Genomic DNA, 16,906 nt, shown 5'->3' with positions numbered 1-16,906 from the left:
CCGTCCAGCTGTTCGGTCTCGATGACCAGACCGCCGTCGACCTGCGCCTGCCCGTACGTGCCGTGCCCCTGGCCACGGGCGGCGACCTGGATGCGGTACGCGTTGCAGAACCTGAGGTACGCGGCAGGGGCCCCGACTGGGCGGCGGTGCCGGCCGGTCGGGGCCCTGCGGGATGGAACGGGTCGTGGACGGGGTCAGCGCCGGCGGGCCGCCGCCTCCTTCACCAGGGCCTCGGCCTCCCGCGTCACCGCCCGCGCGTGCTCGTTCTCGGCGGACTTGTCCTTCTCCGGCACCACGAACCGGTAGCCGACGTTCCGCACCGTGCCGATCAGCGACTCGTGCTCGGGGCCCAACTTGGCCCGCAGCCGCCGGACATGGACGTCGACCGTCCGCGTGCCGCCGAAGTAGTCGTAGCCCCAGACCTCCTGGAGCAGCTGCGCCCGCGTGAAGACCCGGCCGGGGTGCTGCGCCAGGTACTTGAGGAGCTCGAACTCCTTGAAGGTCAGGTCGAGGACCCGCCCCTTGAGCTTGGCGCTGTACGTCGCCTCGTCCACCGAGAGGTCGCCGTTGCGGATCTCCATCGGGCTGTCGTCGTTGGTCAGCTGCTGGCGGCCGGTGGCCAGCCGCAGCCTGGCCTCCACCTCGGCGGGGCCCGCGGTGTCGAGGACGACGTCGTCGACGCCCCAGTCCGCCGTGACGGCGGCGAGGCCGCCCTCGGTGACGATCAGCAGCAGCGGGCAGCCGGGGCCGGTGGAGCGGAGGAGCTGGCAGAGCGAACGCACCTGCGGGAGGTCCTTGCGGCCGTCGATGAGGATGACGTCGGCGCTGGGGGCGTCCACCAGTGCGGGGCCCTCGGCTGGTGCGACGCGCACGTTGTGCAGGAGCAGTTCGAGGGCCGGGAGCACCTGCGACGACGGCTGGAGGGCGTTGGTCAGGAGTAGCAGTGAGCTCATTCGGGGGGCGTTCCTTCCTCAGTCCTGGCGCGGGGACGATTCGAGCGGCTCTGCCCAGAAAGCGCGAAAGGACCCGGGATGGCTTCAGTGCCCGGATCCTTCTTTGGCCAGCAGCATAGCCGAAACATTTCACCTTGCGCAGGGGCGCGGATCACACTGGCTGCTCGCATCCCCGTGGGCCGGCGCGTGCACGCGTGCGCCCGGAGTCCATCATGGTGCGGCACACCACGTGCGCGCGGCAGGACGCGGGACAGCGGAGAAGAGGGAGTGGCCGGATGGCGAGCGGCACGATCCGTTACTGGGCGGCGGCGAAGGCCGCCGCCGGAACGGCGGAGGAGGCGTACGAGGCCAGCACGCTCGCCGGGGCGCTGGAGGCGGCCAGGAGCCGGCACGTCGACCGGCCGGACTTCGCGCGGGTACTCGAACGCTGCTCCTTCCTGGTGAACGGCGAGCAGGTGGGCTCGCGCGACCACGGGACGGTCCCGTTGCCCGAGGGCGGCACGGTCGAGGTGCTGCCACCCTTCGCGGGCGGTGCCCGGTGAAGCCGAACCGGCCCAGAACCCATGAGGCGGATGTGACAGAGGTGAACGTGGTGGTGAACGTGCCCACCGGCCAGGACGGCCAGGACGAGCAGGGCGGTCAGGACGGCGAGGCCCGGGCGGCCGGCCGGCACCGGGCGCGGTCGCCGATCATCAGCCCGGGCGTCCAGCCGGCGCTGCTGACCATGGCGCTGGCCGGCGTCTTCGCGGCCACCGCGCCGCTCGACCGGTGGGCCCTGCTGCCGGCGCTCGTGGTGCTCCAGGCGGTGACGGCGGCCGGCTGGTTCCGGCTGAACGGCATGTGGCCGGCCAGGCAGGGCATCGCCCTGGCCTTCGCCGGCGGCCTGGCGGCCGACGCGGCGCTGCTGCTCGTCGTGGACGAGGGCCAGGAGCCGGAGGCGCTGCTCGCGGTGCTCGGCGTGTGGTTCCTGCTGGTGCTGGTGCTCCAGCTGCGCCACCACGGCTCGGCGGACGAGCGGCTGGACTCGCTGACCGCGACGGCCGCGGCCACCCTGCTCACCGGCGTGGCCACCGGCTATCTGGCCGCCACCGCGATCTCGGGCGACGCGGTGGCGGTGACGATGTGCGGGGTCGCGGCCGCCACCTGGTTCGCGGCGTTGCGGCTGCCGTTCGTCTGGCCGGTGCTGGCGCTGGGCGCGGCGGCCGGCGCGGGCGCGATCGCCGAGCCGTTGACGGACCTCGGCACGGACGCGATGGCGTTCGCGGCGGCCGGCGGCGTCTCGGCGCTGATCGGGCTGCGGGTGGCCAGCTACGACTTCCCCTCCCGCTTCGTCCACTTCACCGCGGGCGTGGCGCTCCCCCTGACCATGGCGGCCCCGGCCGCCTACCTGCTGGGGCTGGCCCTGCTGTGACACCGGGAGCGACGGCCCGGCGCCCCGGTATGCCCGTGTAACGGGCGTGCTGCAAGCCCCGACCCACCCCCCGGCGGCGCGTTCGCGCGCGTTACGCTCGCGACACCTCGCACCGACGACCACGGGCGACCACGCGTGTCCACGTGACCACGTGTCCCGAATGACCATGGGGGAAACAGACCCGATGCGCGCACTGCGGATAAGTCTGATCGTGCTCGGCGTACTCGCCGTGCTCGCCGTCATCGCCGACCGGGTGGCGGTCCGCTTCGCGCAGAGCGAGGTCGCCTCCCAGGCCAGGACCAGCCTGGGGCTCACGTCGGAGCCGAGCGTGACCATCAACGGTTTCCCCTTCCTCACCCAGGCGCTCGGCCGCGACCTGAACCACGTGACGCTCGGCCTCGACGACTACCAGGCCGAGGTCGACGGTCAGGCGCTGACCATCTCGGAGCTCTCCGCCGACCTGCGCGACGTGGAGATAGCCGGCGACTTCTCCGGTGCCACGGCCGAACGGGCCGAGGGCGACGGCCTGATCTCCTACGAGGAGATGACCAGGGCCTACGGGGAGCTGCTGGCGGTCAGCGACTCCGGGTTCGGCGTCGAGTTCGGTTACACGGGCGACGGCCGGCTGCTGCTGACCCTCCAGGCCACCGCGTTCGGGCAGACCGTGGACGTGGGCGAGGTGCCGGGCGAGCTGGTGCTGGAGGACGAGGCGGTGCGGCTCCAGGTGAACGAGGACGACATACCCGACGTCGGCGGGGCCGATGTCCAGAGCATGATCCGCGAGCAGTTGGACACCGGTCGCACCATCACGGGGCTGCCGGACGGGGTGGACCTCGACACGGTGGAGCCCACCGAGGACGGCGTGCGGATCACGATCAGCGGCGCCAACGTGAGCCTGGGCTGACCCCCGGCGTCCGGACGCCGGACGCCAGGAAAACACCGACCGTTCCACTTCGCGGTCACCTACGTCTCAGCATCCGGAACGGCCGTGACATAACCGGCATCCGACCGGTTACGATCGCCCCCATGACGCGACAGGCTGCGGGCACCCCGGCCGGGGGCCTCACCAAGCGACGGGCGGTCGACCTCTGCCGCGTCGCCGCCATGCTCTGTCGCCACGTCGGCTGACGGCCACCCCCTTTCCGCGCGGCGTCGCCGCGCTGCGCGCTCTCCCCGCGCCCGGGTGCCACCCGCGCTCCCGGGGCGCCATCCCACCGCAGATCACACAGATCCCGCAGGTCCCCGCAGATCGCTGAAGGAGAACAGCATGAGCCGCAGTGACGTCCTGGTGGACGCCGACTGGGTGCAGGAGCACATCGACGACGCGAAGGTGGTGCTCGTGGAGGTGGACGAGGACACCTCCGCCTACGAGAAGAACCACATCAGGAACGCCGTCCGGATCGACTGGCGGCAGGACCTCCAGGACCCGGTCCGGCGCGACTTCGTCGACCAGGCCGGTTTCGAGGCGCTGCTCTCGGCCAGGGGCATCGCCAACGACGACACCGTGGTGCTCTACGGCGGCAACAACAACTGGTTCGCGGCCTACGCCTACTGGTACTTCAAGCTGTACGGCCACGAGGACGTCCGCCTGCTGGACGGCGGCCGCAAGAAGTGGGAGCTGGACGCCCGCGAGCTGGTAGACGAGGTGCCGAGCCGGGCGGCCACCGAGTACCGGGCCAAGGAGCAGGACTCCTCGATCCGCGCCTTCCGCGACGAGGTGGTGGCGGCCATCGGGAACAAGAACCTGGTCGACGTCCGCTCCCCCGACGAGTTCGTCGGCAAGCTGCTGGCCCCCGCCCACCTGCCGCAGGAGCAGTCCCAGGTGGCCGGCCACATCCCGTCCGCGCGCAACATCCCGTGGTCGAAGTCGGCGAACGACGACGGCACCTTCCGCTCCGAGGACGAGCTGACGGAGCTGTACCAGGGCGAGGGCGTGGACCTGGGCCAGGACACCATCGCGTACTGCCGGATCGGCGAGCGGTCGGCGCACACCTGGTTCGTGCTGCACGAGCTGCTGGGCGTGCCGAACGTCAAGAACTACGACGGTTCCTGGACCGAGTACGGCTCGCTGGTCGGCGTGCCGGTCGAGACCGGCCCCGCCAAGTAAGGGAGAGACAGCGATGTGCGGAGCGAAGACGGGCGGCCCCGACGCCGCCGGGATCAAGGCCGGTGAGACCACCATCCAGGGTGCGGTCACCCGGGACGGCGAGCCGGTGACCGGGTACGTCCGGCTGCTGGACAGCGGTGGCGAGTTCACCGCCGAGGTGCCGACCTCGGCGACCGGCCAGTTCCGCTTCTACGCCGCGGAAGGCACCTGGACCGTGCGCGCCCTGGTGCCGGGCGCCACGGCCGACCGCACGGTGGTCGCCCAGCAGGGCGGCCTGACCGAGGTCGTCATCGCCGTCTGACGGATGGTGCGCCACGCACCACGGAGGCCGCGCCCGGCTCGGGCCGCGGCCTCCGTTTCTCCCCCGTTGACGACGGACAGTCCCGCTGTCCGTGAAGGCTCGTCGACGATTCTCCACGCAGCTTCAGTGGACGTAGGTATCAGTAGACGAGGGCTCGCACACCGTCCGGCATGATCTCGCTCACGAACACCTGAGCGCCGGCGATCCGCACCCCGTCGAGCACATCCTCCTCCTTGATCCCCCTGCGGGCGGCGCACTGCGTGCACAGAGTGATCCGCCCCCCCGATTGGATACCGGCGATCAGGTCGGACAACGGAGCCGCGTGCGGCAGCTCGAACTCGTCCGCACGCCCAGGGAGGGCGAACCACGCCGACTCCCCGGTCAGCCACAGCGAGACCTCGATCCCGCTGGCGGCGGCCACCGCCGCTACCGTGAAGGCCTGCGAACAACGCTCGGGGGCGTCGGCACCGGCCGTCACCTTGATCACCAGTTTCTCAGCCATGCCGTCACCGTAGCTCGGCTACGATGCGGCGGAACTAACGGGACGTACCACAAATCCCGCAGACCCAGTCACCCTGTGGGCCCTGGTGCATCGTCCCGCCACAGTTCGGACAATTCATGATCACATCCTTTCCACGCCCTTAGACGCGCGAAGGCTCAAATGCGTTCATCCGCAGTGATCACAAAACGGTCAAGGGCGCATGCAAGCGGCGAGCCTCACTCGGCCTACCCTCACTGAGCCTTACCCGAAGGCGGCCACTAGACTCACGGTGCAAGGTAACGACCGGTCCAAGGAGGGCCCGTGCTCGAGGCATTCTTCATCACCCTGATGGCGCTGGTCGTCGTGGGGTCCGCAGCCTTCGCAGGCCTGGTCGTGAAGAAGCTCTACCAGGGCCAGCGCTGAGCCGATGATCGAGATCCCAGCGGACCTCCATCCCTCGCTCGTGCCGCTCGCCTTCCTGCTCGGCACCTGGCAGGGCGCCGGAGTGGCGGAGGGCTTCGAGCCCCCGGCGGGCGAAGGGCAAGAGGGCACCGACAGCGGTGCGTGCAACTTCGGCCAACAGGCCACCTTCTCGCATGACGGTCGTGACTTCGTCGAGTACGTCTCCCACACATGGCGGCTGGACGACGAGGGCAACCGGCTTGGCCCCCTGGAGTCGGAGCACGGCTACTGGCGCGTCAGGGACCGGCAGATCGAGATCGTGATGATCCGCGACCAGGGCGTCGCGGAGATCTGGTACGGCGAACTGGCCGACGGCAAGCCGCAGATCGACCTCGCCACCGACGCCGTCGCCCGCACCCCCGAGTCCCCCGCGTACTCCGGCGGCAAGCGCCTCTACGGCTACGTCAACGGCGACCTGATGTGGGTCGGCGAGAAGAAGGCCACCCCGGAGTCCCCGCTGCGCCCCTACATGTCGGCGCAGCTGAAGAAGGCGGTGGACCCCCGGGAGTGGGTCGCCGACCTCAAGGACCTCCCGGACGACGGCATCGCCTTCTTCCGCTGACGCGTCCCGCCTCCCGCCGGACCCGCCGGACCCCGTCGGCTAGATGGTGCGCAGCGCGCCGCCGTCGACGGGGATGATCGAGCCGGTGACGTAGCCGGCCGCCGGCGAGAGCAGGAAGGCGGCGGTCCTGCCGAACTCGGCGGGTTCGCCGTAGCGGGCCAGCGGGATGGCCGCCACCGCGCGCTCCCTGGCCGCCGGGCCGAAGGCCGCGTCCAGGTCGTGCATCCGGTCGGTGGCGATGCGGCCGGGCAGCAGCCCGAAGACCCGCACCGCGCGCGGCCCGAACTCGTCGGCCAGGTCCTTCGCCACCATGGCGAGGCCGGGCCGCAGCCCGTTGGAGATGCCGAGGCCGGCGATCGGCGACCGCACCGAGGTGGAGAGCACCAGCGCGACGGCGCCGCCCCGCTCGTCCTCGGCGAGCCGCCCGGCCACCGTGCGCGCCCCGCGCACCGCGCCGAGGAAGACGGTCTCGAACGCCGCCCGCCACTGCTCGTCGGTGGCGCTCGCCGCGGTGCCGGGCGGCGGGCCGCCGACCGAGATCAACGCGCCGTCGAGCCGGCCGAACCGCTCGTGGGCCAGCGCGACGAGCCGCTCGGCCGCCGAGGCGTCGGCCAGGTCCGCGACCTCGCCGACGGCGACGGCGGGCCCGAGCCGGTCCACGGCGGCCGCCACGTTCCCCTCGTCCCTGGCCGCCAGCACCACTCTGGCGCCGTCGGCCACCAGCGCCTCGGCGGTGGCGTAGCCGAGGCCCTTGCTGCCGCCCGTCACCACGTAGACCCGATCGGCGAGGCCGAGATCCATGTGCGCGCTCCCTTCGCTCCGGTCACTCCGGTGTCGGCCATCCTGCCAGGGGGCGCGGGTCAGAACGCCGCGCGGACCTCGCCGACCTCGGCGCCACCGCCGTGGATCGGCTCGGCCGGCACCGCCGAGGCGTCGACGCCGAGCCGGCGCAGCGCGGCGGCGAGCACCGGGCCGCGGGCCCGGGCCGCGCCGTCCTCGATCTTGAGCGCGACGGCCCGGCCGTCCGGCAGGGCGAGCGCGTGGACGCCCTCGGCGCCCATCTTGGACAGCGCGCCGGGCAGCCCGCGCATCACCAGGGTGTCGAGCCGCCCGGTGCCGGCGACGTACTCGGGGTGGGCGCGCATCGCGTCCGCCACCCGGCGCTCCCGGGTGCCGGGGGCGGCGAGCACGAAGGCGCGGAAGGCGCGGGCGAGACCGGTCAGCGAGAACGCGAGCAGCGGCGCGCCGCAGCCGTCCACGGCGGTGTGCGCCACCGGCTCCCCGGTGGTCGCCTCGACGGTCTCGGTGACCAGCCGCTGGAGCGGGTGGTCGGGGTCGGTGTAGGAGGCGACGGGCCAGCCGCGGGTGACGCAGGCGGCGAGCATGGCGGTGTGCTTGCCCGAGCAGTTCATGGCCACCCTGCTGTGCTCGGGGCCGTCGGGCGGGCAGCGCAGCGCGTCCTCGGTGAGGCCGTGCTCGGCCAGCAGGGCCCGCACCAGCTCCTGGTGGAAGGGCTCGCCCGCGTGGCTGGCGGCGGCGATCGCCAGCCGCTCGTCGGCGAGCTCGACGCCGGCCCGCAGCACGGCGACGGCCTGCATCGGCTTGCTGCTCGACCGGGGGTAGAAGGGACCGGTGACGTCGCCGAGTGCCAGTTCGACGGTGCCGTCGGCGGCCAGGATCACCAGCGAGCCGCGGTGCCTGCCCTCCACCAGGCCGGAGCGGACCACCTCCGCCAGTACGGGAACGTCGACGGTCGCGGCTATGTCGGACGGCGGCATGCGGGGGCCTTTCTCGGCGTGGTGCGCTGGTGCGGTGGTGCGGTGGTGCGGTGGGGTTCAGGCGAGCAGGTCGTCCACCTGCGCCTCCCCCTCACGGTACCGGCGGGCGATCTCGGAGCCGCAGCCGTCCGCCGTGCGGTGCAGCGCCTGGCGTCTGCGGGACACCTCGGCCTCCCAGCGGGCCAGTCGGGCCAGTGCGTTGTGCAGCACCTCGTCGCTGAGCCCTCCGAGGTTGGAGAGCTCGACCTCGCCCAGCATCTCCTCGGCCAGCCGCCGGTACTCCTCGCTGGCGGGCGTGGAGAGCGTCACATGGCGGGCGGAGGAGCGGTGCTGCGACGGGCCGTCCGCGAGGATGCGCGGCAGCTGGTCGAGCAGCCTGGCCTCGGGGACGATCCGGCGGCGGCGTTCCGCCTCCAGGATGTCGATCCGCCCCTGCAACAGCCGGCGGACGAAGCTGAGATCGGCCTCCTCGCGCTGTGCGGAGCGGCGCAGTTCGCGCAGCTCGGCCAGCGACAGTGCCCGCAGATCGGGCTGGACGTCACGCCACAGGGCGCCCGGTGTGATCATGCGGTTTTGTCCCCTCATCCCCATTTCGGTGCGGTGGCGCGCGGTACGTACCCCGTGGCACGCATCGTGTCACTGTGTACCCATCGTGCGCAGCGCTTTGGCACCCATCCGGATGGCTCCGGCTCGCGGCACCCGCTGGCGGAACGTTCCGGCATCATGGGCGGCATGCGAGCGGTGGTGCAACGGGTCGACGGCGCGGCCGTCGAGGTGGCCGGCGAGACGGTCGGTGAGATCGTGGGCGAGGGTCTGTGCGTGCTGGTCGGCGCCACGCACACGGACACCGCTGAGACGGCGGCCAGGCTGGCCCGCAAGCTGTGGACGCTGCGGGTGCTGGAGGGCGAGAAGTCCTGCTCGGACGTGGGGGCGCCGCTGCTGGTGGTCTCCCAGTTCACTCTCTACGGTGACGCCCGCAAGGGCCGCCGCCCCACCTGGCAGGCGGCCGCCCCCGGCGAGGTCGCCGAGCCGCTGGTGGACGCGGTGGTGGCCGAACTGCGGGCGCTCGGCGCGACCGTGGCCACCGGCAGGTTCGGCGCGAGGATGCGGGTGTCCCTCACCAACGACGGGCCGTTCACGGTGCTGCTGGAGGTCTGACGCGCGGGGCGCGCGCCGGGTCGTGGGAGGCCGAGTGCCCCGCCGGCCGCCTGCCGCGGGCACCGGACGGCCCGCGGTCGCCCGCCGGCTCCCCCGGCGGAGCGTCGGCGCTACGGCTCGACGACGACCTCCTGGGCGGCCGGCGTGGAGCCGGCCAGCAGTTCGGCGTCGACCGGCACGTTCCGCTTGACCAGGGCGAGCGCGATCGGGCCCAGCTCGTGGTGGCGGGCCGAGGTGGTGACGAAGCCGAGCTGGCGGCCCTCCTGGCCGTCGGCGGCGAGCCGGACGGGGTCGCCGTGCTCGGGGATGGTGACCTCGCTGCCGTCCAGGTGCAGGAAGACCAGGCGGCGCGGCGGACGGCCCAGGTTCTGCACCCGGGCCACGGTCTCCTGGCCCCGGTAGCAGCCCTTGTGCAGATGCACCGCCGTCTCCAGCCAGCCGAGCTCGTGCGGGATGGTGCGGTGGTCCGTCTCCCGGCCGAGCCGCGGCCGGTGCGCCTCGACGCGCAGCGCCTCCAGGGCCAGCGCGCCGGCCGGCGAGCCGACGCGCTCGGCGAACCCCGCGAGGCCGGCGCGCGGCAGGAACAGCTCGCGCCCGTGCGCCACCTCCCGCGCCACCACGCCGGGCGGGGCGGGGGCGATGGAGCCGGCCGGCAGCCACACCACGGCGAACTCGGCGGTGCGGTCGGCGACCTCGACCCGGTAGAAGAACTTCATGCTCTCCAGGTAGCCGACCAGGGCGGGGGCCGCGCCCGGCTCGGTGTGCAGCCAGACCGTCTCGCCGTCGTCCACCAGGTAGAGCGCGTGCTCGATGTGGCCCTTGGCGTCGAGGATCAGCGCCTCGGTGGCGTGCCCGGGCCGGAGCTCGGTGACGTGCTGGGTGATCAACAGGTGGAGCCAGGCGAGCCGTTCGGGGCCGCCAACGGTGACGACGTCCCGGTGGGAGAGGTCGACGAACCCCTCGCCCCTGGCGAGCGAGCGCTGCTCGCGGAACAGATCCCCGTAGTGCGCGGCCACCCCCGCGTCCTGGCCCTCGGCGGGCACGGCACCTGGCAGGGACAGCAACGGGCTGGCATAGGACGACATGCCTCCAGCGTACGGCGGCCGGGACCCGTCCCAGGGCCTAGCCGTTGCGGGCCTGGCAGTCCCGGCAGCGGCCGAAGATCGCGAAGTGCTTCATGTCGGTGTCGAAGCCGAACCGCTCGCGGAGCCGGGCCGCGAAGGGGGCCGCGAGGTCCACGTCCGCCTCGACGACCTTCTCGCAGTCCCGGCACATCAGGTGCATGTGGTGGTGCCGCTCGGCGAGGTGGTACGTGGGGGCGCCGTGGCCGAGGTGGGTGTGCGAGACCAGCCCGAGCTCCTCCAGGAGCTCCAGGGTCCGGTAGACCGTCGAGATGTTCACGCCGCCCGCGGTACGGCGCACCTCGGTGAGGATGTCCTCGGGCGTCGAGTGCTCCAGTCTGTCGACAGCCTCCAGCACCAGCTGCCGCTGCGGGGTCAGCCGGTATCCGCGGTTGCGCAGATCGGTCTGCCAGTCGGTGCTCGCCACCCGGCCCAGTGTAGGCGGAGAGAAGGGCACGGACCCCGCCCGAGGGGAATCGGCGGGGTCCGTGCGGGAGGCGTTACTCATCCTGCGGCCTCGAATGTCAAGCCACCGTAAGTGCCTCCGGGCCGGTCGTGATCGCGGCAGCCGTTTTCGGCACCGAGTAGCCGCGGTCACGGAAGGGCCCACGGGCAGCCTAGTCGTTTCGGCGCCGCGGCGACGATCTTGGCCGGGACCGCGACAGAGCTGTGAACGGATCGGTACCAGCGCGTCGCGTGGCGCGGGGAAACACTCGGGGAAAATCCTTGGCCAGCGATCCGGGGCGGGACGTAGCCTCGGCCGCATGGCCCTTGAGATTCGCGACGTCGCCAACAGTGCCGACGACCAGGACGCCTGGTTCCGTGCCGTCTACACCGGATTCCTGACCGCGGAGCCGCCGAGCGCGGAGAACCTGGCGGAGCGGCGGGCGCGGAGCGACATGTCACGGGCCAGGGGCGCCTTCGACCGCGACCGCTGCGTGGCCACCTTCCGCAGCTTCGCCCAGGAGCTGACGGTGCCGGGCGGCGCCGTGGTGGCGGCCGACGCCGTGTCCGGCGTGACCGTGACGGCGACGCACCGGCGGCGCGGGCTGCTGAGCCGGATGATGGGCGCCGACCTGGCGGCCGCCAAGGAGCGCGGCGACGTGGTGGCCACGCTCGCCGCCGCCGAGTACCGGATCTACGGCCGGTACGGCTTCGGCCCCGCGGCCGTGCTCACGGACCGCCGGGTGGACAGGCCCCTGGCAGGTCTCGACCCGCGCTGGACGCTGCCCGAGGCCGAGGGCACCGTGGCGTTCGTCGACGGGGCGGAGGTCCGCAAGGAGGGTCCCGGGGTGCACGACCGGTTCCGGCGCACCCGGGCCGGCGCCGTCGACCTCAACTCGACGTTCTGGGAGCGGCAGACCGGCGAGCTGCGCTGGGAGCCGGGCGGGTGGAAGGAGCCCTTCTACGCGCTGTTCCGCGATCCGGCGGGGGTGGCGCAGGGCATCGTCGTCTTCGACGTCCAGGACGTCTGGAAGGCCGGCCAGCCCGCCAACGTCGCCAGGATCCGCAAGTTGTACGCCGCGACGCCGGGCGCCGAGCGGGCGCTGTGGCGGTTCCTGCTCTCCGTGGACTGGGTGACCGAGCTGCGCGCCGACGAGCACGACCCGGACTCGCTGCTGCCGCTGCTGCTGCCGAACGCCCGCGCGGCGGCGATCACCGGCGAGTCGGACCTGCTGTGGATCAGGCCGCTCGACGTCCCGGGGATGCTCACCGCCCGTCGTTACTCGGCCACCGGAGCGCTCGTGCTGGACATCCGCGACCCCCTGGGGCTGTCCGACGGGCGCTACTTGTTGGACGTCTCGGAGGCCGGGGCGAGTTGTGCGCCGACGACCAGGAGCGCCGATCTGACGCTGGACACCGGCACGTTGTCGAGCATTTACCTCGGTGACGCCTCCGCGGCGCGGCTGGCCGACGCCGGCCTGCTGGACGCGGAAACGACGGGAGCGCCGGACCGCGCGGACTCGCTGTTCCGCACGGGCCGACGCCCTTGGTGCCCGGACACCTTCTGATTCGCTACGCGGTCCGCACCGTCGTCAGACCGCTACCACGACCAACGTCACCAGCACCGTCGTGCCCACGCATGCGCAGGTGAAATTGCGCTTGCGCAGCCCTGTCCGCAGGATCAGGAGGCCGATCAGCCCCGGCAGACCCCACTGGATGTCGACTGCCCGCTCCACCGCGATGCCGAGGGCAGCCAAGGCGATCGTCGAAACCATCGTGACCTCTCCTCACATCACGTCAACCCGGGAGAACTTCCCGGAAGTTGTCTAAGTTGTACGCCAACTATACGCTTGTTTTCCCCAGTTGGCGGCCAACTAGAAACGTCCTCTTATCAACCTTCCGGATCTGGCCGAAAGTTGTATGGTGACGGCGTGAGTCAGGAGATCGCCCCGGAAAGCGATGCCCCGCAACACCCCGGTGACCTGCTCTCTCCAGACCACCTGGCGGGGGTGTTGCGTGACCGGATACGCAAGGGGGAGCTGCGACAGAACGCCCGGCTGCCCACCCAGCGCGCTCTGGTGGAGGAGTTCGGCACCAACCGGACCACCGTGCGCCAGGCACTGGCCATCCTGGAGCGGGAGGGCTACGTCAGCACCAGGGGGCGCGGCGCGCCGGCCCTGGTGGCCGCGCCGAGCCGGGACAGCCCACGCCCGGCCAGCGCCGAGGTGGCCGACCGGATCGCCGTCGCCTTCCACGCCGAGGACATCTCGATCGACGCGTTCTGTCTCACCACCGAGACCCTGAACTCGGCGCTCGCCGGCCCGCTGATCGCCATCTCGGCGGGCGAGTTGACGCCCCGCTCGATCTCCATCCGGGTGCTGCTGCCCAACCCGGACGCGCCGCTCGCCTACCCCCGGCTGGTCTCCGACCCCTCGGACCGCCGCCCCCTGGCCCGGCTGCGACAGATCACCCGCACCTTCTCCACCTCGCTGCGCCACCAGCTGACCTCGCTCGGCGAGATGCGGCTCGTCCCCAAGGTCAACGTCGAGATCAGGGCCGTGCCCATCACTCCCGTGCAGAAGCTCTATCTGCTCAACGGCACCGAGGTGCTCAGCGCCTACTACCAGGTAGTGCCGCGGGTGGTGGAGTTCGAGGAGCAGCAGATGGAGATCTACGACGTCCTGGGCCTCAACTCCAAGGTTTTCAGGTCCTCCTCCGACACCGCGTTTGTTGAAGAGTCACAGCAGTGGTTCGAGTCCCTCTGGTCAACGCTTGCCCAACCGCTCACACTCGGTTAGATGAGGGGACTCATCAGTAACGCTCACTGTGTTCTCTTCGACTTCGACGGTCCGGTGTGCCGCCTGTTCGCCGTCCGCTCCGCGGAGTCGATCGCCAGGCGGCTGCGCGAGCTCGCCACCGAGTTGGCCCTGTCGGCGCTGCTGACCGCCGACTTACTGGACTCGGCCGACCCGCACCACGTGCTGCGGGGGATCGCCGGGCAGCGCCCCGGCCTCGGAGTCGTATCGCGCCTGGAGGCGGCGCTCACCCGTGAGGAGGTCACCGCAGCCGCCTCGGCACAGCCAACTCCCTACGCGGCGGCCCTGATAGCGGCCCTGTCCACCCGCGGCCGGCAGGTGGCGATCGCCACCAACAACTCACCGCTGGCCGCCGAGCACTACCTGAACCAGCACAAGCTCTCGGGATACGTCGGCGGTCGGGTACACGGCCGCAACCGGGACGTCACCCGACTCAAGCCGCACCCCGACTCCCTGCTGCGCGCCCTGGCCTCGACCAGAACCGCGCCCGGACACGCCCTGATGATCGGCGACAGCATCGCCGATCTGGCCGCCGCGCGAGCCGCCGGTGTGCCGTTCCTCGGCTACGCCACCAGCGAGGCGGGCGGGGAGGACTTCCGGGTGGCCGGAGCCGAGCACGTGGTGACCTCGCTCGAGCAGGTGTTGACGGCGTTGATCACCCCGACACTGGACTGAAACAGGTCTTTTTGAGCCATCGGCAGCCGCACTGATCGGGGCGTACCGTGCTGTCACTCGTACCATCGGCTCCCGGGGGAAGAACATCATGAGCCAACCGCTGCCACGGCCCACCCTTCGCGGAAACCACCGCGACTGGGAGGTCGTGGAGGCGGAGGGCGAACTCGCGGCGCTCGGTCGCCTCAAGACCGGCCGAACTCGTCCCGGTGTCACCCGTTTTGATCCGCGCTGCTTCGTCAACGAGGAGGACGTGCTCATCGAGCTCGCCCTCCTCGGCATGCAACGCATCGCGCCCGTCTACAAGTTGGTGGGCACGGACGACGAACTCCGGGTACACGGCTACATCGAGGGACAGCCGCTGTCCGCCCTCCGACCTCCAGGAACGGCCCTGTCCGGATCCGAACTAACCCAGATCGTCGGCCTGTTCGGCGAGCTGGCCGCAATCCAGCCAAGTGCGTTCGCACTCGTGCACCGCTGTCCACCGGTGTTACGTCCGCACACGAGCACACAGTTCCTCCAGACCCTGATCCGCTTCACCAGGCGCCGGGTCTACGCCGTCCACCGCCCGCTGCTCCAGGACCTGTTCACGGCGCTGCGCATCGGGCCCACCGTCCTCTCCCCCACCGGGCCGCTGGCCCGCGAGGCGGCCCGGCTGACCGACCGCCCCTTCTGCCTGCTCCATGGCGACCTGCACCGCGACAACCTGATCGTGGCCGAGTCGGACGGCAGACTGTGGACCATCGACTGGGAGCTGGCGCTGATCGGCGACCCGCTCTACGACCTGGCCACCCACCTCCACCTGATGCGCTACCCGCCCAAGCAGGAGCACGCGCTGCTGCTGTCCTGGGCCAGGACGATGGACGTGGTGCTGCCCGGCAGCGCCGACGCCCTCGCCCGGGACCTGCCGCGCTACCTGGCGTACAAGCGGGTCCAGTCCGTGTTCACCGACGTGATCAGACAGGCCCACGTCGTGCAGGCCACCCCGCCGGCGCAGTTGGCGGAACAGCTGCCGCGCACCGTCGAGATGGTGCACGGCGCGATGCGGAAGGCCGCGCGGCCGCTGGGGCTCGGCCGGGTGCCGGGCCCCAGGGCCGTCGAGGCGGCCTACGCGGCCTGGTACGTCAGTGCCCCTCCAGTCGCACCCGCGGCAGCACTCGATCGAGACCGGCGGGCAGCCACCAGGCCCGGCGGCCCATGAGCCGCATCGCCGCGGGCACGATCAGGCACCGGATCACCACCGCGTCGACGAAGATCGCCACCGCCATGCCGAAGCCCATCTGCTGGAGCATCCGGTCGGCGCTGAGCATGAAGGAGCCGAAGACGACGATCATGATGGCCCCCGCGGCCGTGATCACCGAGCCGGTGTGCGCCAGGCCCTCCCGGACGGCCGCCCGGTGGTCGCCGCTCCGCACCCACTCCTCGTGGATCCTGGACACCAGGAAGATCTCGTAGTCCATCGAGAGCCCGAACGCGATGGCGAAGATCAGCACCGGCATGAACGCCTCGATCGGGCCCGGCTCGACGCCGAACGCGCCCTCCTGGAAGACCAGGGTCATCGCGCCGAGCGCGGCGCCGATGCTGAGCAGGTTGAGCAGCGCGGCCTTGAGCGGGATCAGCACCGAGCGGAACACCATCATCAGCAGCAGCACCGAGACGCCGACCACGATGCCGACGAACAGCGGCATCCGCGCGGCGACGGTGGCCGCGTAGTCGTCGACGGCCGCCGTGGCGCCGCCCACCAGGTAGTCGGCGCCGGTGCGTTCGGCGAGCGCGGGCAGCACGGCGTCGCGCAGCTCGGTCACCAGGTCGGCGGTCGCCTCGTCCTGCGGCGCCGAGTCGGGGAAGGCGATCACGGTGGCCACCGCGCCGTCCTCGGTGGGGATCGGCCCGACGGCCCCGGCGACGCCCGGGGTGCCGTCCAGCGTCTCCACGGCGGCCGCGCCGGCCGCCTCCGCCCCTTCGGTGCCGCCGTCGACGACCACCACGAGCGGCCCGTTGAAGCCCGGCCCGAAGCCCTCGGCGAGCAGGTCGTACGCCTGCCGACTGGTGTTGGCCACCGGGTCGTTGCCGGCGTCCGCGAAGCCGAGCCGCAGGCCGAGCGCGGGGGTGGCCAGCGCGCCGAGCGCCGCCACGGCCACCAGCAGCACCGCGACGGGCCTGCGCTGCACGGCGTCGGCGATCCGCCGCCACGCCCGTCCCTCGGTGGCCTTCCCCCGGGCGGCGCGCTTCGCGGCGCGGGCGGTGAACTGGCGGGCGAACCGCTTCCCGAAGACGCCGAGCAGCGCGGGCAGCAGCGACAGCGCGGCGAGCACCGTCATCAGCACGGTGAGCGCCACCGCGAGCGCGACGCCCTGGAGCGAACCGAGGCCGAGCGCCATCAGGCCGAGCAGCGCCACGATCACGGTGCAGCCGGCGAAGAACACGGTGCGCCCGGCGGCGTCCAGCGCGGTGGAGGCGGCGCGCTCCGGGGTGGCGCCGGCGATCAGCTCGGTGCGGTAGCGGGCGAAGATCAGCAGCGCGTAGTCGATGCCGACGCCGAGGCCGACGAGCAGCATGACGTAGGGCGTGTAGTCGGCGACGGTGAAGGCGTGGGAGGCGATCACCACCAGGCCGACGGCCGAGCCGACCGCGAACACC

General features: G+C 72.0%; 21 protein-coding genes and 1 pseudogene. 12 read left to right on the top strand and 10 right to left on the bottom strand.

Translation table 11 applies throughout. From position 1 onward, the window contains the following. Positions 1–113, bottom strand: a pseudogene (locus tag E1283_RS14310) (FAD-binding protein); the annotation flags it as partial. An 81-nt stretch (positions 114–194) separates the two neighbouring features. Next, positions 195–953 carry a winged helix-turn-helix transcriptional regulator gene (locus E1283_RS14305; protein ID WP_132818403.1) on the bottom strand — a complete coding sequence of 253 codons (759 nt, stop codon included), beginning with the start codon at positions 951–953 and terminating at the stop codon, positions 195–197. A gap of 275 nt (positions 954–1,228) precedes the next feature. On the opposite strand from E1283_RS14305, the gene E1283_RS14300 reads away from it, so the two are divergent. The 6 genes from E1283_RS14300 to E1283_RS14280 all read left to right on the top strand — a co-directional run bounded on the left by E1283_RS14300 (position 1,229) and on the right by E1283_RS14280 (position 4,772). Next, positions 1,229–1,495 carry a MoaD/ThiS family protein gene (locus E1283_RS14300; protein ID WP_132818402.1) on the top strand — a complete coding sequence of 89 codons (267 nt, stop codon included), beginning with the start codon at positions 1,229–1,231 and terminating at the stop codon, positions 1,493–1,495. Positions 1,496–1,527: 32 nt separating this feature from the next. Then, positions 1,528–2,364, top strand: a complete 837-nt coding sequence (locus E1283_RS14295) for a hypothetical protein (protein WP_132818401.1) — start codon at positions 1,528–1,530, stop codon at positions 2,362–2,364. Between the two features lie 184 nt (positions 2,365–2,548). Further along, positions 2,549–3,268: an LmeA family phospholipid-binding protein gene (locus E1283_RS14290; protein ID WP_165956118.1), complete on the top strand. Its 720-nt coding sequence runs from the start codon at positions 2,549–2,551 to the stop codon at positions 3,266–3,268. Between the two features lie 122 nt (positions 3,269–3,390). Then, entirely contained in the window at positions 3,391–3,492 is a 102-nt protein-coding gene (locus E1283_RS39695; protein WP_341829925.1) for a putative leader peptide, read from the top strand. Positions 3,493–3,631: 139 nt separating this feature from the next. Then, on the top strand, positions 3,632–4,471 hold the full coding sequence (locus E1283_RS14285) for a sulfurtransferase (protein ID WP_132818399.1): 840 nt from the start codon (positions 3,632–3,634) through the stop codon (positions 4,469–4,471). Between the two features lie 13 nt (positions 4,472–4,484). Next, positions 4,485–4,772 (top strand): DUF1416 domain-containing protein, encoded by a 288-nt coding sequence (locus tag E1283_RS14280; RefSeq protein WP_132818398.1) that lies wholly within the window; start codon positions 4,485–4,487, stop codon positions 4,770–4,772. Between the two features lie 139 nt (positions 4,773–4,911). On the opposite strand, the gene E1283_RS14275 is transcribed toward E1283_RS14280, so the two are convergent. Then, on the bottom strand, positions 4,912–5,274 hold the full coding sequence (locus tag E1283_RS14275) for a DsrE family protein (RefSeq protein ID WP_132818397.1): 363 nt from the start codon (positions 5,272–5,274) through the stop codon (positions 4,912–4,914). A gap of 406 nt (positions 5,275–5,680) precedes the next feature. Between E1283_RS14275 and E1283_RS14270 the strand changes: the two genes are divergently transcribed. Further along, complete coding sequence (locus E1283_RS14270; RefSeq protein WP_132818396.1) at positions 5,681–6,277, top strand: heme-binding beta-barrel domain-containing protein; 597 nt, start codon at positions 5,681–5,683, stop codon at positions 6,275–6,277. 39 nt (positions 6,278–6,316) lie between these two features. Here E1283_RS14270 and E1283_RS14265 read toward each other — a convergent pair whose 3' ends face one another. The 3 genes from E1283_RS14265 to E1283_RS14255 are packed head-to-tail and all read right to left on the bottom strand — an operon-like array spanning position 6,317 to position 8,640. Continuing rightward, a complete protein-coding gene (locus E1283_RS14265; RefSeq protein WP_132818395.1) occupies positions 6,317–7,078 on the bottom strand; it encodes an SDR family oxidoreductase in 762 nt (253 codons plus the stop codon). 59 nt (positions 7,079–7,137) lie between these two features. Next, the gene (locus tag E1283_RS14260) at positions 7,138–8,055 is read right to left on the bottom strand and encodes an asparaginase (protein WP_132818394.1); all 918 of its coding nucleotides are present in this window, start codon (positions 8,053–8,055) and stop codon (positions 7,138–7,140) included. A 57-nt stretch (positions 8,056–8,112) separates the two neighbouring features. Beyond that, positions 8,113–8,640 (bottom strand): RsiG family protein, encoded by a 528-nt coding sequence (locus tag E1283_RS14255; RefSeq protein WP_425086170.1) that lies wholly within the window; start codon positions 8,638–8,640, stop codon positions 8,113–8,115. A 147-nt stretch (positions 8,641–8,787) separates the two neighbouring features. On the opposite strand from E1283_RS14255, the gene dtd reads away from it, so the two are divergent. Next, a complete protein-coding gene (dtd, locus tag E1283_RS14250; protein WP_132818393.1) occupies positions 8,788–9,213 on the top strand; it encodes a D-aminoacyl-tRNA deacylase in 426 nt (141 codons plus the stop codon). A 110-nt stretch (positions 9,214–9,323) separates the two neighbouring features. On the opposite strand, the gene ygfZ is transcribed toward dtd, so the two are convergent. Next, positions 9,324–10,298, bottom strand: coding sequence for a CAF17-like 4Fe-4S cluster assembly/insertion protein YgfZ (ygfZ, locus tag E1283_RS14245; RefSeq protein WP_132818392.1), 975 nt, complete (start codon positions 10,296–10,298; stop codon positions 9,324–9,326). A gap of 37 nt (positions 10,299–10,335) precedes the next feature. Further along, complete coding sequence (locus tag E1283_RS14240; RefSeq protein ID WP_132818391.1) at positions 10,336–10,761, bottom strand: Fur family transcriptional regulator; 426 nt, start codon at positions 10,759–10,761, stop codon at positions 10,336–10,338. Positions 10,762–11,098: 337 nt separating this feature from the next. Between E1283_RS14240 and E1283_RS14235 the strand changes: the two genes are divergently transcribed. Further along, the gene (locus E1283_RS14235; RefSeq protein WP_132818390.1) at positions 11,099–12,346 is read left to right on the top strand and encodes a GNAT family N-acetyltransferase; all 1,248 of its coding nucleotides are present in this window, start codon (positions 11,099–11,101) and stop codon (positions 12,344–12,346) included. Positions 12,347–12,370: 24 nt separating this feature from the next. On the opposite strand, the gene E1283_RS37260 is transcribed toward E1283_RS14235, so the two are convergent. Next, positions 12,371–12,553, bottom strand: coding sequence for a hypothetical protein (locus E1283_RS37260; RefSeq protein WP_165956117.1), 183 nt, complete (start codon positions 12,551–12,553; stop codon positions 12,371–12,373). 156 nt (positions 12,554–12,709) lie between these two features. On the opposite strand from E1283_RS37260, the gene E1283_RS14230 reads away from it, so the two are divergent. The 3 genes from E1283_RS14230 (at position 12,710) to E1283_RS14220 (ending at position 15,467) form a co-directional block, all read left to right on the top strand. Then, positions 12,710–13,576, top strand: a complete 867-nt coding sequence (locus E1283_RS14230; protein WP_207930397.1) for a GntR family transcriptional regulator — start codon at positions 12,710–12,712, stop codon at positions 13,574–13,576. Further along, positions 13,577–14,269, top strand: a complete 693-nt coding sequence (locus E1283_RS14225; RefSeq protein ID WP_132818388.1) for an HAD family hydrolase — start codon at positions 13,577–13,579, stop codon at positions 14,267–14,269. Positions 14,270–14,357: 88 nt separating this feature from the next. Beyond that, positions 14,358–15,467 carry an aminoglycoside phosphotransferase family protein gene (locus E1283_RS14220; RefSeq protein ID WP_132818387.1) on the top strand — a complete coding sequence of 370 codons (1,110 nt, stop codon included), beginning with the start codon at positions 14,358–14,360 and terminating at the stop codon, positions 15,465–15,467. On the opposite strand, the gene E1283_RS14215 is transcribed toward E1283_RS14220, so the two are convergent. Then, positions 15,391–16,906, bottom strand: a 1,516-nt coding sequence (locus E1283_RS14215; RefSeq protein WP_132818386.1) for an MMPL family transporter, incomplete at its 5' end; no start/stop codon positions are given. The two genes, E1283_RS14220 and E1283_RS14215, sit on opposite strands and share 77 nt — an antisense overlap.

The sequence above is a fragment of the Streptomyces hainanensis genome (genome assembly GCF_004348415.1).
Taxonomy (GTDB): domain Bacteria; phylum Actinomycetota; class Actinomycetes; order Streptomycetales; family Streptomycetaceae; genus Streptomyces; species Streptomyces hainanensis.
The sequence above is the reverse complement of the archived record's forward strand: the minus strand, read 5'-3'. Positions and strand labels throughout refer to the sequence as shown.